11 protein-coding genes are annotated in these 14,194 nt (G+C 73.2%); 3 read left to right on the forward strand and 8 right to left on the reverse strand.

Features of this window, described 5'->3' with window-relative positions; genetic code table 11:
- The first annotated feature begins 24 nt into the window (after positions 1-24).
- Entirely contained in the window at positions 25-1,281 is a 1,257-nt protein-coding gene (locus tag QDR37_RS08890; protein WP_279713268.1) for an MFS transporter, read from the forward strand.
- 85 nt (positions 1,282-1,366) lie between these two features.
- Here the strand turns inward: QDR37_RS08890 and QDR37_RS08895 are convergent, their stop codons facing one another.
- From QDR37_RS08895 to QDR37_RS08910, 4 genes are all read right to left on the reverse strand, one after another.
- Positions 1,367-2,884 (reverse strand): alpha-N-arabinofuranosidase, encoded by a 1,518-nt coding sequence (locus tag QDR37_RS08895; protein WP_279713270.1) that lies wholly within the window; start codon positions 2,882-2,884, stop codon positions 1,367-1,369.
- 48 nt (positions 2,885-2,932) lie between these two features.
- Positions 2,933-3,841 (reverse strand): carbohydrate ABC transporter permease, encoded by a 909-nt coding sequence (locus QDR37_RS08900; RefSeq protein WP_279713271.1) that lies wholly within the window; start codon positions 3,839-3,841, stop codon positions 2,933-2,935.
- Positions 3,838-4,806 (reverse strand): sugar ABC transporter permease, encoded by a 969-nt coding sequence (locus QDR37_RS08905; RefSeq protein ID WP_279713272.1) that lies wholly within the window; start codon positions 4,804-4,806, stop codon positions 3,838-3,840. The genes QDR37_RS08900 and QDR37_RS08905 overlap by 4 nt, the downstream gene beginning before the upstream one ends.
- 67 nt (positions 4,807-4,873) lie before the next feature.
- Positions 4,874-6,253, reverse strand: coding sequence for an extracellular solute-binding protein (locus QDR37_RS08910; RefSeq protein WP_279713273.1), 1,380 nt, complete (start codon positions 6,251-6,253; stop codon positions 4,874-4,876).
- A 257-nt stretch (positions 6,254-6,510) separates the two neighbouring features.
- Here QDR37_RS08910 and QDR37_RS08915 point away from each other — a divergent pair, with 257 nt between their 5' ends.
- Both QDR37_RS08915 and QDR37_RS08920 read left to right on the forward strand, forming a co-directional pair.
- Positions 6,511-7,575 (forward strand): LacI family DNA-binding transcriptional regulator, encoded by a 1,065-nt coding sequence (locus QDR37_RS08915; RefSeq protein ID WP_279713275.1) that lies wholly within the window; start codon positions 6,511-6,513, stop codon positions 7,573-7,575.
- 104 nt (positions 7,576-7,679) lie between these two features.
- Complete coding sequence (locus tag QDR37_RS08920; RefSeq protein WP_279713276.1) at positions 7,680-9,218, forward strand: alpha-L-arabinofuranosidase C-terminal domain-containing protein; 1,539 nt, start codon at positions 7,680-7,682, stop codon at positions 9,216-9,218.
- Positions 9,219-9,271: 53 nt separating this feature from the next.
- On the opposite strand, the gene QDR37_RS08925 is transcribed toward QDR37_RS08920, so the two are convergent.
- The 4 genes from QDR37_RS08925 to QDR37_RS08940 all read right to left on the reverse strand — a co-directional run bounded on the left by QDR37_RS08925 (position 9,272) and on the right by QDR37_RS08940 (position 14,183).
- A complete protein-coding gene (locus tag QDR37_RS08925) occupies positions 9,272-9,934 on the reverse strand; it encodes an ATP-binding cassette domain-containing protein (RefSeq protein ID WP_279713278.1) in 663 nt (220 codons plus the stop codon).
- On the reverse strand, positions 9,931-10,776 hold the full coding sequence (locus QDR37_RS08930) for an ABC transporter ATP-binding protein (RefSeq protein WP_279713280.1): 846 nt from the start codon (positions 10,774-10,776) through the stop codon (positions 9,931-9,933). Before QDR37_RS08930 ends, QDR37_RS08925 begins: the two co-directional genes overlap by 4 nt.
- Positions 10,773-13,889 carry an ABC transporter permease gene (locus QDR37_RS08935; protein WP_279713282.1) on the reverse strand — a complete coding sequence of 1,039 codons (3,117 nt, stop codon included), beginning with the start codon at positions 13,887-13,889 and terminating at the stop codon, positions 10,773-10,775. The genes QDR37_RS08930 and QDR37_RS08935 overlap by 4 nt, the downstream gene beginning before the upstream one ends.
- Positions 13,890-14,042: 153 nt before the next feature.
- Positions 14,043-14,183, reverse strand: a complete 141-nt coding sequence (locus QDR37_RS08940) for a hypothetical protein (RefSeq protein WP_279713283.1) — start codon at positions 14,181-14,183, stop codon at positions 14,043-14,045.
- Between the last annotated feature and the right edge of the window lie 11 nt (positions 14,184-14,194).

Genomic DNA, 14,194 nt, shown 5'->3' on the forward strand with positions numbered 1-14,194 from the left:
AGCACACTGCGGAGCGGAGGTGCGATGACGACGACCGATCCGTGGCGGGCGGAGCCCGTGGTCGACGCCGCCGCGGTGCAGCGCCGAACGCTCCGCGTCGTCGTCGCGACCCAGGTGCTCGGTGGTGCGGGGCTCGCCGCCGGTGTCACGGTCGGTGCGCTGCTCGCCGCGCAGCTGCTCGGGGGTGCCGGCTACGCCGGGCTCCCCGCCGCGGTCCTCACGCTCGGGTCGGCGCTCACCGCCTACCTCGTCGGCCGGGTCGCGCAGCGCCACGGCCGGCGCCCGGCGCTCGGTGCGGGCTTCCTCGCCGGCGGCGCCGGCGCGCTCGGGGTCGTGCTCGCCGGTGCGCTCGCCTCCCCGGTGCTCCTGCTCGTGTCGCTGCTCGTCTACGGCGCCGGTACCGCGACGAACCTGCAGGCCCGGTACGCCGGCACCGATCTCGCCCCGCCCGGGCGGCGCGGCTCCGCGGTGAGCGTCGCGCTCGTGTCGACGACGCTCGGCGCGGTGGCGGGGCCGAACCTCGTCACGCCGACCGGGGCCGTCGCCGTCGCGCTCGGCCTCCCGGCGCTCGTCGGGCCGTTCCTGCTCGCGGCGATCGCGTACCTCGCGGCCGGCCTCGTGCTCACCGTCTTCCTGCGGCCGGACCCGCTGCTGCTCGCGCGCCGGCTCCACGACCGCACGGGGGATACCGCGCCGGCCGTCGCGGCTCCCGGCCGCATCCGCGGCGGGGTCGCTGCCGGCGCCGCCGTGATGCTCGTCGGCCAGCTCGCGATGACGGCGATCATGACGATGACGCCCGTCCACATGCGCCTGCACGACGAGTCGCTGGGCGCGGTCGGGCTCGTGATCGGCCTGCACATCGCCGCGATGTACCTGCCGTCGCTGCTGACGGGGGCGCTCGTCGACCGGTTCGGGCGGGTGCCGACGGCCGTCGCCTGCGCGGTCACCCTGGCGCTCGCCGGGCTCGCGGCGGCGACCCTCGACGCCTCCCTCGGGTCGACGATCCTCGCGCTCGTGCTGCTCGGGCTCGGGTGGAACCTCGGGCTCATCGCCGGCACCGCGATGGTCGTCGACGCGACGACGGACGCGGATCGCGCGCGGGTGCAGGGCGGCATCGACGTGCTCGTCGCCCTCGCGGGCGCCGGCGGCAGCGCCGCCTCGGGCGTCGTCATGGCCGCATCGAGCTACGCCGTGCTCTCCCTCGTCGCCGGCTGCCTCGCCGTGCTGCTGCTCCCGGTGCTCGCGCTGCACGCCCGCACCCGGGGGATCGACGCGGCCTGACCGCGCTCAGGCACGAGCGTCGGGGGCCTCGACGCGGCGAAGGGCCGGGCACGGAGTCGATCCGTGCCCGGCCCTTCGCCGGCCGTCAGCGGCTGAGCGCGACGACCGTCCAGGACACCGGCGGCAGCTCGATCGTGAGGACGCCGTCGTCGTCGAGGCTCGCAGTGTCGTTCGGGGCAGGGGCGACCCGCTCCTGGTCCTCCCGCGTGTTGGCGGCGAGCGGGTCCGCGTCGGCGAGCGTGTGCGTCTCCGCGATGCGCAGCGCCCCCAGCCGCTCGACGTCGATGCTGACGGTCACGGGCTCCTCGGTCGAGCGGTTGACGAGGAAGACGGCCGCGGCACCCGTCTCGGGGTCGCGGGTCGCCACGGCGTCGACGAGCGGGACGTCGCCGTAGAGCGCGGTCGAGTAGGTCGGGACCTCGAGGGCCGGCTTCAGCACCTCGCCCTGCGCGAGGCGTGAGGTGAGGGCGAAGGGGAAGAACGTCGTCTGCTTCCACGCCGCGCCGCCCGGCTCGGTCATGATCGGCGCGATCACGTTCACGAGCTGCGCGAGGCACGCGGAGCGGACCCGGTCGCCGTGCTTCAGCAGCGAGATGAGGAGGTTCCCCACCACCACCGCGTCGGCCACCGAGTAGACGTCCTCGAGCAGGCGCGGGGCCTCCGGCCACTCGTCCAGCGCGGTGATCCGGTCGACGTCGCGGTAGCGCTCCTGGTACCAGACGTTCCACTCGTCGAAGGTGATCGCCATCGTCTTGTCGCTGCGCGTCACCGACTTCACGTGGTCGGCGGCCGTCGCCACCTCCTCGATGAAGGCGTCCATGTCGGTGGCGCAGGCCAGGAAGCTGCCGAGGTCGCCGTCCTTCATGAAGTAGTAGGCGTGGCAGGAGATGTAGTCGACGTCGTCGTACGTGTGCTCGAGCACCGTGCGCTCCCAGGCGCCGAAGGTCGGCATGTGCCGGTGCGAGCTGCCGCACGCGACGAGCTGCAGGTCGGGGTCCAGCTGTCGCATGGCCTTCGCCGTGCGGCTCGCGAGCACGCCGTAGTCCTCGGCGCTGCGGTAGCCGAGCTGCCACGGCCCGTCCATCTCGTTGCCGAGGCACCACATGCGCACGTCGAACGGCTTCTCCGCCCCGTTCGCCACCCGCTGCTGCGAGAAGGCCGACGGCGAGGAGATGTTCGTGTACTCGAGCAGGTCGACGGCCTCCTGCACGCCCCTCGTGCCCAGGTTGACGGCGAGCATCAGCTCGCTGCCGACCTTGTCGCACCACTTCGCGAACTCGTGCAGCCCGACCTGGTTCGTCTCGAGGGAGTGCCAGGCGGTGTCGAGGCGCTTCGGTCGCTGGTCCCGGGGCCCGACCCCGTCCTCCCAGCGGTAGCCGGAGACGAAGTTGCCGCCCGGGTAGCGGATGGTCGAGACTCCGAGCTCGCGGACGAGCTCGACCACGTCCTCGCGGAACCCGTCGCCGTCCGCGGTGGGGTGGCCGGGCTCGTAGAGGCCGTCGTAGACGCACCGGCCGAGGTGCTCGACGAAGCTGCCGAAGATGCGGCGGTCGAGCGAGGTGACGACGAAGGCGGGATCGAGGGTGAGGCGTGCTGCAGGCATGGCTGTGCTTCCGGTTCGAGGGTGCGGGAGGTCGGGTGCGGCGCGCCGCTACTTCAGGCTGCCGATGGACAGCCCGCCCTGCCAGTACTTCTGCAGGCTGAGGAATGCGATCACGAGCGGGATCACCGAGATGAGCGAGCCGACGATGATGAGGCTCCACAGGGAGTGGCCGCCGCCGTTGTTGTTCGCGGCCAGCCCCTCCCAGAGCCCGATGCCCACCGGGATCGGGAAGAGGTCGGAGTCGGACAGCATCGCGAGCGGCAGGAAGTAGTTGTTCCACGTCGCGACGACGCCGAGCAGCAGCACCGTGACGATGATCGGCCGCAGCAGCGGCAGCGCGACCGACACGAAGGTCCGGATCTCGCCGGCCCCGTCGACGCGCGCGGCGTCGAGCAGCTCGGTGGGCACCGCGTCCGCGATGTAGACGCGCATCAGGTAGACGGCGAACGGGCTGAGCAGGGACGGCAGGATCACGGCCCAGATCGTGTCCGTCAGGTGCAGGTCGGAGAACATGATGAACGTCGGGATGACGAGCGCCGTCAGCGGCACCATCACCGATCCGAGCACGACGGCGAACATGAAGTTCCGGCCGGGGAAGCGGAACTTCGCGAAGCCGTAGCCGGCCAGCACCGCGATGACGGTGGCGCCCGCCCCGCCGGCCACCGCGTACAGCACCGAGTTGCCGAGCCAGCGCAGGTAGATGCCGCCGTTGTAGGTGAAGAGGTCCTGCAGGTTCGCGACGTAGTTGATGGCGCCGCTGAACCAGAGGGCGCCCGAGCCGCTGAAGAGCGCGACGGGGTCCTTCGAGCTCGCGACGACGAGCCACCAGAGCGGGATCAGGAAGTAGACGATCAGCGCGCCGAGGAAGAGGTGCGCGACGACGTTGCGCGGATGCCGGCGGGCGCGCGACCCGCGGGCGGCGACCCCGGGCCGGACCCTGGATGAGACGGCGGTCATGCGAAGACACTCCCTCGCTTGCGCGTGAAGAAGAGGAACACGAACACGCAGAGGAACACCACGAACCCGAGCGCGAACGAGATCGCTGAGGCGTAGTTGAACTGCGCGTAGGAGAAGGCGACGTTGTAGGCGTAGATGTTCGGCGTGAAGTCCGGCGTGATCGAGCCGTTCGCGATCGGCCGGAGGATCTGCGGCTCGCTGAAGAACTGCAGGGTGCCGATCAGCGCGAACACGAGGATGAGCACCAGCGAGTTCGCGACCATCGGCACCTTGATGCGGAAGGCGAGCTGCCAGGCGTTCGCACCGTCGATGCGCGCGGCCTCGTAGATCGTCGCGTCGACGCCCTGGAGCGCGGCGTAGATGATGATCATGTAGTAGCCGGCCCACTGCCAGGTGACGACGTTGACGAGGCTCCCGAAGATCGTGTCGGGTCCGAGCAGCACCGGGGCGTTCGCGCCGACGAGCGCCGCGAGCTGCTGCGTCGGCCCGAAGATCGGGCTGTAGAGGAAGCCCCACATGAGCGCCCCGATCACGGCGGGCACCGCGTACGGCAGGAAGATCGTGAGCCGCGCGAACCGGGCGAAGCGCGTGGTGATGGCGTCGAGCACGAGCGCGGCGGCGAGCGAGACGGCCATCTGGACCGGGATCAGCACGACGACGAACCGGACGACGAACCACAGCCCCTTGAGGAACGCGGGGTCGGTGAACGCCTGCACGTAGTTGCCCGCGAGGGAGAACTGCGTGCCGGTCGCGAGCCCCTTCGTGAAGAGGCTGAGGTAGAAGGCGTAGACGAGCGGCGCGACGAGGAAGACCGCGAACACGACCGCGAAGGGCAGGACGAACGCCCAGCCGATGAGGGCCTGGCGGCGGGCGGCCCGGCGCTGCGAGGGGTTGCGCCGGGTGGTGGTGCGGGCTGCGCGGGTGGCAGAGCCGCGGGTGTCGACCGCGGTGGCGGTGTGAGTCATGGGTCCCCTTCCGATGCCGATCGCGGGGCGGGCCGGCATCTCCCGATGCCGGCCCGCCCCTCTCGGGCTACTTGACGTTGAACCCCTGGCTCTTCGCGTACTTCACGATCGTCGCCTGCAGCGCGTCCGCCGCGGCGGCCCCGCCGATCTTCCCGCCGTTGATGGCGGTCAGCTGGTTCTGGAGCTGCGCGTAGTAGTACACGGTGAACGGCGGGTACACGAAGCCCTTGTAGGCGTTCTCCGCCGGCACGTAGACGTCCTTGTTGGCGGTCTGACCGCCGAAGAAGTCGATCTTCGCGTTGATGAAGTCGCTCGACTTCAGCACGTTCTGGTTCAGCGGGAAGATCGTCTGCGTCTTCCAGCCGTCCGTGAGCGAGGCGTCGTCCGCGTAGAGCCCCATGGCCACCTTCGCGGCGAGCGCCTTGTCGTGCGCCTGGGTGGTCACGGCCAGCGCCGAGCCGCCCCAGTTCACCGAGACCGGGTTCGCCGGGTCCCACTGCGGCAGCGGAGCGGTGGCGAACTTGCCCTTGTCGGTGCCCTTGCCCACACCGGCGCCGGTGAGGTAGCCGGGCGCCCAGGCCGCGGAGATGTAGGTGGCGTACTTGCCGTTCACGACGCCCGAGATGTAGTCGGTCGTGAACTGGTCCTGCTTGCCGACGAGGCCCTTCTGCGACAGACCGGCCCAGTAGTCGAGGACGTCCTTCGACGGCTGGTCGTTCAGCTTGATGCTGATGTCCTTCGGGTTCTTGCTGTAGTCGTAGACGAAGGGCTGCGCGCCCTTCTGGATCTCCAGCGCCATCATCAGGGCCGGGACGTTGCCGCCCAGGTCGCCGAACGCGGGGCCGCCGGCGGCCTTCACCTTCGCGGCGTCGGCGGCGTACTCGGCCCACGTCTTCGGCGGGGTCGTGATGCCGTACTTCTTGAAGATGTCGGTGCGGTAGATCATCGCCATGGGGCCGCCGTCGATCGGGGCCGCGTAGACCGCGGAGCCGGCCGAGACGTCCTTCCAGGCGCCGGCGCTGAAGTTGCCCTTGATCTTGTCCGCGCCGTACTTGCTGATGTCGACGAGCGCGTTCTGGATCTCGAAGTTCGTGAGGTGGTCCGCCTCGAGCATGACCACGTCGGGCGCGCCCTTGCCCGCCGAGACGGCGGTCTGGAACTTGTCGTACTCGGGGCCGCCGGCGCCCGCGTTGCGCCAGCACGCCTGGACGTCCTTGTGCGCGTTGTTGAAGTTGTCGACGACCTTCGCCATGTTCGGGTACCACGCCCACACGGTGACGGTGGGAGCGCTCTTCACGACGATCTTGTTGGTGCAGTTGGTGGCGTGTTCGGCGCTGCCGCCCCCGCCGCCTCCTCCTCCGCCGCCGCCGCTGGGCGAGCAGCCCACCAGCGCGGTGAGGAGGCCGCCGATGGCGGCGGCCGCGAGAAGGGACCTGGTCTGCTTCACTGCGTTCTCCTTCGAACGGGCGTGAACGTCGCCTGCAACGTGCACGTCACTGTGCTTGCTCCTACGGGGCCGAGGCGGAGCGGTGCTCCTCCGCCACATGCGCGAGGCGTCCTCCGAAGCGATTCGTAGAACGTTATACGCCGGGACCATACACCCCGGCCGGGGGTTCGCGGAGGTCTCGATCCGGTAACGGCCCAGATCGGGGCGCGTCGTCCACAGGGGCTTCCATCACGGCGGGGTGGCGGCAATATGTGCACGTGAGCGAACAGGCGGAGACGGGCGCGGACCCGGTGCCGGACCTTCCCGGCCTCGCGCGCCGTGCGACCCTCCGCGACGTGGCGCGTCGCGCCGGGGTCTCGACCGCGGCCGCGTCGAAGGTGCTGCGGGGCGCCTACGGGGTGAGCCCCGGGATGCGCGAGCGCGTGCAGGAGGCGATGACGGCGCTGTCCTACCGGCCGAACACCTCGGCGCGGGGGATGCGCGGCAAGACCTTCACGGTCGGGGTCGTGATCTCGGACGTCCAGAACCAGTTCTACGACCAGGTGCTGTCCGGCCTCACGCCCGTGTTCGGCGCCGCCGACCACAAGGTCCTGATCGCGCCGGCGGGCACCACGATGGAGTCCGAGCTCGCCGCGGTCGAGGGCATGGTCGACCACCGCATGGACGGCCTCGTCCTCGTGACGCCCCTGGTGCCGCGCGCCGAGCTCGAGCGGATCGCCGCGATCCTGCCCGTCGTCGTGGTGGCCCGCGGCGGGGCGGCGGAGGGCTACGACACGATCACGACGGACGACGAGGCCGGCTCCGCCCTGATCGTCGACCATCTCGTCGGGCTCGGCCATCGCGACATCGCCCACATCACGCTCGGCTGGTCGGGCGACGACCCGACGCTGCCGTTCCGCGCGCGGGCGAGGGGGTACGAGGCGGCGATGCGTCGTCACGGGCTCGAGGACCGGATCGACATCGTCACCACCGCCTGGAGCCATCAGGGCGGGTTCGACGCCGCGGAGGTGTTCCTCAGCCGTCCGGGGCTGCCGACCGCGGTGCACGCGGGGGCGGACGTGGCCGCCCTCGGGCTGCTGAGCGACTTCTGGGCCCGCGGCATCGACGTGCCGGGGGTCGTGTCGGTGGCGGGGTACGACAACTCGCCCATCGGGATGCTCGCGCCGATCTCGCTGACGACCGTCGAGCAGGGCGCGGGGGAGCTCGGCATGCGGGCCGCGGACCTGCTGCTCGAGCGCATGGCGGGGCGCACCGAGCCGCGCTCCGTGCTGCTCGCGCCGACGCTCGTCCCGAGGAGCACCACGGCGGCGCCGCGCGCGTGAACAAGGTTTGGCAGGTCGTGTAGAACGTTGTACGTTCGCCTCGCCGCCGTTGCTCCCGCCCCTCCAGGGCGTCGGGAAGCGGCCACTCGACGACGAGGAGCCCGATGCCTGCTGCCACCGCCGCCCGGATCGACATCGCGGCCGCCCGCCCCTCCGTCCGCTACAGCCGGGACGTGTTCGGGCACTTCATCGAGCACTTCCACCGGCAGGTCTACGGCGGGATCTTCGAGCCCGGCTCGCCGCTCGCCGACGAGCAGGGCTTCCGCCTCGACGTGCTCGAGGCGCTCCGCGAGCTGCGGGTCCCCAACGTGCGGTGGCCCGGCGGCTGCTTCGTGTCGGCCTACCACTGGCTCGACGGCGTCGGCCCGAACCGCGAGCCGAGCTACGACAAGGCCTGGCGCGTGACGGACCCGAACACGTTCGGCACCGACGAGTTCATCGCGTGGTGCCGCCGCCTCGGTGCCGAGCCCTACATCTGCACGAACGCCGGCACCGGGACGGCCGAGGAGATGGCCGACTGGCTCGAGTACTGCAACCTGCCGCAGGGCAGCCGGTGGGCGGACCGCCGGGCGGCGAACGGGCATCCGGACCCCCACGGGGTCAGGTTCTGGAGCATCGGGAACGAGAACTACGGGGACTGGGAGATCGGCGCGAAGTCCGGCCCCGACTGGGCCCGGCTCGTGACCGAGTCGGCCAAGATGATGCGCCGCACCGACCCGTCCGTGACGCTCATGACCGCCGCGCTCGACGACCTCGACTGGACGCTTCCGCTGCTGCGCAGCGCGGGCAAGTACCTCGACCTCGTCTCGATCCACGGGTACTGGGACCGCCTCGACTCGGTGAACGAGCCGTCCGGCTACGAGGAGGTGATGGCGCGCACCCTCGAGCCCGAACGCGCCATCGCCCGCATGGAGGCGATCATCCGGGCGAGCGGCCAGGACGTCGGCATCGCTTTCGACGAGTGGAACCTGCGGGGCTGGCACCACCCGTGGGAGCCCGGCGCCGCGTCGATCGCCGCCCGCGACCTCAACGACGACGAGAGCACCTACACGATGGCCGACGCCGTCTTCTCCGCGTCGTTCCTGAACGCGTGCCTCCGGCACGCCTCCTCCGTGCGGATGGCGAACATCGCACCGACGGTGAACACGCGCGGCCCGCTGTTCGTCCACCCCGAGGGCGTGGTACGGCGCACCACCTTCCACGTGCTCGCCATGTACGCGAACCTGCTCGCCGACGAGGTGCTCGACACCGCGGTCTGGAGCGCGCCGCTCCTCGCGGCGGGCAACGAGGTGCCGGTGGTCGACGCGGTCGCGACCGTCGACTCCGCCACCCGGGCCGTGACCGTCGCGCTCGTGAACAAGAGCCCCGAGCAGTCGATCCGGTGCGAGATCCGGATCGACGGCCTGCTGCCCGCCGGCCGCATCCCGGCGACCCTGCTCGCGGGGGACTCGCCCGACGCCTTCAACGGCGTCGCGGCGCCCGACGCGGTGCATCCGGTCGAGGTCCCGCTGGGGGAGGACGGCACGGTGGAGCTGCCGCCGCACTCGGTGGCGCTCTGCCGGCTCGAGGCGAGCCTCCCGGCCGCGCCCGCCGGCACCGGCTGGCGGCACCCGGGCCTGGCTGGTGGCTGGCAGCGCGGCTGACGCCGAGGGGAGCGCCGGCGAGGGCTCGACGAGCAGCGGGCGGATGGGATCCGCTACTGGAGGACCCCGTCGCGCAGGGTGAGCACGAGGTCGCACCGCTCCGTGATCTCCCGGTCGTGGGTCGCGACGATGACGGTGGCGCCGCTCCGGGCCCGCTCGAACAGCAGGTCGGTGATGCGCCCGCGGTTCTCGGCGTCGAGCTGCGCGGTCGGCTCGTCGGCGAGGATCAGGCCGGGCCCGGTGGAGATCGCGCGGGCGAGGGCGATGCGCTGCTGCTCGCCCCCCGAGAGCTCGTCGACGAGGTGGTCGGCCCGTGCCGCCAGGCCGACGCGGCTCAGCGCGTCGGCGGCGGCGGCGCGCAGCGCGGCGCGCCCCGGACGCCGGGCGCCCGGCAGCCCCTGGGCGGCGAGCTCGATGTTCTCCGCGGCGGTGAGGAGCGAGAGGAGCCCGAACGACTGGTGGGCGATCTGCACCCGCCCGGCCCAGTCGTCGCGCGACCGTGGCGTGACGACCCGTCCGTCGTACTTCACCTCGCCGCCGTCCGGCGCCTGCAGGGCGGCGAGGACCGTCAGCAGCGAGGTCTTGCCCGAGCCCGACGGTCCGGTGAGGGCGGCGATCCGCCCGGCCGGGACATCGACGTCGACGCCGTCGAGGATCGTCCGGCGACCGCGGCGGAGCGCGATGCCCGCCGCCGTCACGTGCAGCGCGCCGGTCATGACCGCTTCCCCGGTTCGTCCGTCAGCGGATGCAGCTCGATGTGGCCCGGCCGGCGGACGACCCGGGCGCGCCCGCCCGCGGGGAACCGGTCCGCGACATCGGCCGGGAGCTGGACCGTGCCGTCCCGGCCGATGACGGCGTACTGCTCGCCGCTGCGGGCCTCCGTCCCGATGCGGCCGTCGCGCATCGTGAGGCGCCGGTCCATGGCGTCGCCGAGCTCGGCGTCGTGGGTGACGACGAGAACGGTGGTGCCCCAGCGGTCCCGGGCGGTCCGCAGCAGGCGGGCGATGCCGGCGGCGTTCTCGCGGTCGAGCTGGCTCGTCGGCTCGTCGGCGAGCAGGAGGCGCGGCCCGGTGGCGAGCGCGGCCGCGAGCGCCACCCGCTGCTGCTCCCCGCCGGAGAGGGTGCCGGCGCGCCGGGAGGACGCCGACCCCATGCCCACCGCCTCGAGCAGCTCCGCGGCCCGCCGGTGGCGCTCCCGGCGGGGCGCGCGGGCGGCCAGCTGCGCGAGCTCGACGTTCGCGCGCACCGTCGCGTAGGGCAGCAGGTTGCGCTCCGGTCCCTGCATCAGCATCCCGATGTCCTGGCTCCGGTGGAGCAGGGCCTCGCGTTCCGTCGCGCGGGCGACGTCGCGGCCGAGCACCCGGACCTGGCCGGCGCTCGGTCGCAGCAGGCCGGCGAGCAGCGCCATGAGGGTCGACTTCCCCGACCCGGAGGGGCCGACGAGCGCGACCAGCTCACCCTCCTCGACGAGGAGGTCGGCCCCCCGCAGCGCGACCACCTCGCTGTCCGCGGTGCGGTGGATGCAGACCGCCTGCTCCACGTCGACGAGCACGCTCACTGCTCCGCCTCCCGGAGGGCACCCACCGAGGTCCGCCGCTCGAGGACGACGGCGGTCGCCGCGACCGCGACGAGCAGCAGCGCGGCGATCGCCGCACCCACCCCGACGAGCGTCCCGAGCGGCTGGTGGACGAGGAACGCCGGGTACGCCGGGTCGTCCACGTAGGCGGGCAGCGCGGGCAGCGCGAGCTGGACCCCGGCGACGGCGAGCACGAGGCCGAAGACCGTCGCGGTGACGATGAGGGCACCCTGCTCGACGAGGAGGGATCCGCGCAGGCTGCGCGTCCGGATCCCGAGCGCCCGCATGGCGGAGAGCTCGAACACCCGGCGCCGCGCGAGCAGGGTGATGCCGAGCACGACCGCGGCGACGGCGAGCAGCACCGCGGCGGCGCCGCCCGCGACGGTGAAGGGCGTCGCGAACGCCGGACCCGTCGAGGCCAGGGTCGACGCGCGATCCGCCGCGGTCTCGACGGACAGCACGCGGACCCCGGCGGCGCGGAGGCGGTCGACGATCCCGCTGGGGGCGTCCCGGCCGACCCAGATCTGGTTCTCCAGCAGGTGCGAGTACCCGGAGGGCGACGCCGCCTCCACCCAGTCGCGTGCGAGGACGACTCCCGCGTCCCCGGCCCGGGGCAGGACCTCGACGACACCGTGCCGCTGCACCTGGAAGGCGTCGCCGTCCGGCGTCTGCACGGTCGCGTCGCTGGAACCGCCCGTCAGGTGCGCCGCGACGAGCGCGGGCGGGTGGGGCCCGGTGCCCGCGACGACGCCGAAGCCGGGCGCGGTCTCGCTCGGCGCCCCCACGACGGAGACGGCGATGCGGAGCCCGTCCGGCTCGGCCGTGACCTTCTCGGCGGCGGTGATGCTGCCGACGGGCGTCGGGTTGAGCGGGGACCATCCGATCCCGTCGAGCGTCGGCTGCGCGGACGATCCCGCGCCCGTGACGTGGACGCTGCGGATCGTGAAGTCGATGACGAGGGCGCCGATTTGGTCGATGGGCCGGGTGAGGTAGATGCGGCGGAGCCGGCACCCGCCCGCGCAGCCCTTCACGTCGGCGGTGTAGTCCTCCGTGCCGCGCTTCAGCACGCCCAGCCGAGCCGTGATCGGCGCGCCCCGGATGTCCGTCAGGTCCGCGGCGAGCCCCAGGAGCCCGGGATCGTGCGGCGTGGTGATGCTGAGGGTCATGCGCGTGCCGGTGATCACGGCGATCCGCGGCGCGGCCGCGGAGAGCGGCTTCAGCAGGGCGGGGAGCGTCGCGGAGCCGAAGTCGTCGCGCCAGTAGGCGACCGCTCCGAAGGTCCGGGGGTCCACGACGAGCACCGACGGCGAGCCGTTCGCGCTCGGCGCGGTGCCGAAGCCGCTGTAGTCGGACGCCAGGCCGATGTCCGCCTGGGCGACGCCGGTGAGCGCCCGGCCCGTCGGGTCCACGGAGCGGATCCGCGCGTCGGTGCGCGGATCCGGCGCGATGTGCAGCACCGTCGCCGCCCCGACGTCGGTGAGCGCGCGCTCGTCCCGGTTCTGCGCGAGCACGGCCGCGCTGCTCACGCCGTAGGCGGCCATCGCGACGGCGACGACGAGCACCCCGAAGGTCCGGCGCCCGGCGGGGCGCCGCGCCAGCTGCCGCAGGCCGACGAACGCGGACACGGCTCCCGTGCCGCGCGTCGGGCCGAAGCCGAGGCGGGCCAGCAGGACGACCAGCCGGCTGGCGACCAGCGCCCCGGCGACGATGAGGAGCATCGGCGCGAGGATCGCGATGCCGCCGCCGGAACCCGCAGCGAGCGAGCCGGAGAGCTCCAGCTGGGTGATCCCCGCCGCCGCGAGCGCCACCAGGACGATCTCCACGACGGCGCTCCGCCGGGAACCGGCCCGGCTCGTGCGCCGCCACTGCTCGAGCACTGGGCGCCGGAGCACGGCGGCGCTCGCGGCGGCCGCCGCGATCAGCCCCCCGGCCGCCGCGACCAGGGCCGCAGCCCAGGACAGCCAGCCGATGCGGATGTCGACGCCCGCACCCAGCACCGCGGGCGCCAGCCACCGCTCGCCGGCCGCGGCGAGGAGCACCCCCAGCGGGATCGCCGCGCCGAGCAGCAGCGCGGGCTCCAGCAGGACGAGCACCAGCGTGCCGCTCGCGGACATGCCCCGCACCTTGCTCAGCGCGACCTCGGCGCCGCGTCCCTCGACGGATCCGCTGACCAGGGCGTGCAGGAGGTACCAGCCCAGCGCGAGGAGCTCCGCGATGACCACCACGATCGGCAGCATCAGCCGGGAGCCGGCGGCCGTCCCGCTCTGCACGACCCGTTCCAGGGCGCTCGTCACGTCCGGCCGGCTCGTCGCCCCGCCGTCCTGCAGACGGCGCACGGCCGCGCCGACCGCCTTGAGCATCGGCCCCGCCGTGTCGACGTGCACGACCGACCGATCGAGCGCCAGCTCCGCCGACGCGGTCACCCCGTCGACCGGTTCGACCCGGAAGGCGGAGAAGTACGACGCGGGGGTCCACGCGGCGAGGGTGACCTGGCCGACGTCGGGGGTGCTGCCGAACCAGTAGGGCGCGGCCGCGTCCCGGCGCACCGCGATGCCGCGCACGTGCAGCGGTATCGGGCGACCCCCGCGGAACGGCGCGACGGCGACCTTCGCCCCGACGGCGAGGTGGAGCGCCCGAGCGACGGCGCGCTCGACGACGACACCCGTCCGGTCGGTCTCGCTGACGCAGGATCCCTCGAGGACGCGGAGCTCGCCGCACAACCCGCTGCGGCTGTCGAGCGCGATGCGCTGGACGCCGCCGGGTCGCTGGACCGCGGGTCGCTGCACCGCGGAGAGCTGCAGCACGGCCCTCGGATAGGCCGTGCCGGCCGCTCCGGTGAAGGCGTCGTGCACCGCGGACTCGAGCGCGGACGTCGACACCGCACCGCTCTGCAGCGCCAGCACCTCGATGCCCGTCCCGTCGCCGCCCGTCGGCGCCCGAGCGACGGCGGCGCGCAGGACGGCGTCGCTCGCCGAGGCCGCGTAGGACGGCGCGGCAGCGGCGGCGGCGGCCGTGCACGCCGCGACGACGAGGAGCATCACGGAGGTGGCCCGGCGCCACCACAGACCCTCGAGGGCGAGACTCAGCAACCGCACGACGGAGGACGCCCTCCTCCCTCAGCACGTCCGCCCCGGCCCCGTCGGCGAGGAGCGACATCGCTCAGCATGCAGCATCGAGCGGGAGCGGGCGTCGCCGTCCGCGGCGCAGCGTGTCCGGAGCGCTCGTGCCGATCGACCGATCGGATCCGTTCAGCGGCGCAGGAGCAGCAGGGCGATCGCCGCGACGACGACCGCGAGCAGGGGGCGACGCGACCGCCGCGTGTACCGCAACGGCCGGACGCGGTTCCGCTCGATGGCGAGGAGCAGACGCTCCACCTCGGTCGCAGGCATCCGGACACCGT

Source organism: Amnibacterium sp. CER49 (assembly GCF_029846255.1).
Lineage (GTDB): Bacteria > Actinomycetota > Actinomycetes > Actinomycetales > Microbacteriaceae > Amnibacterium.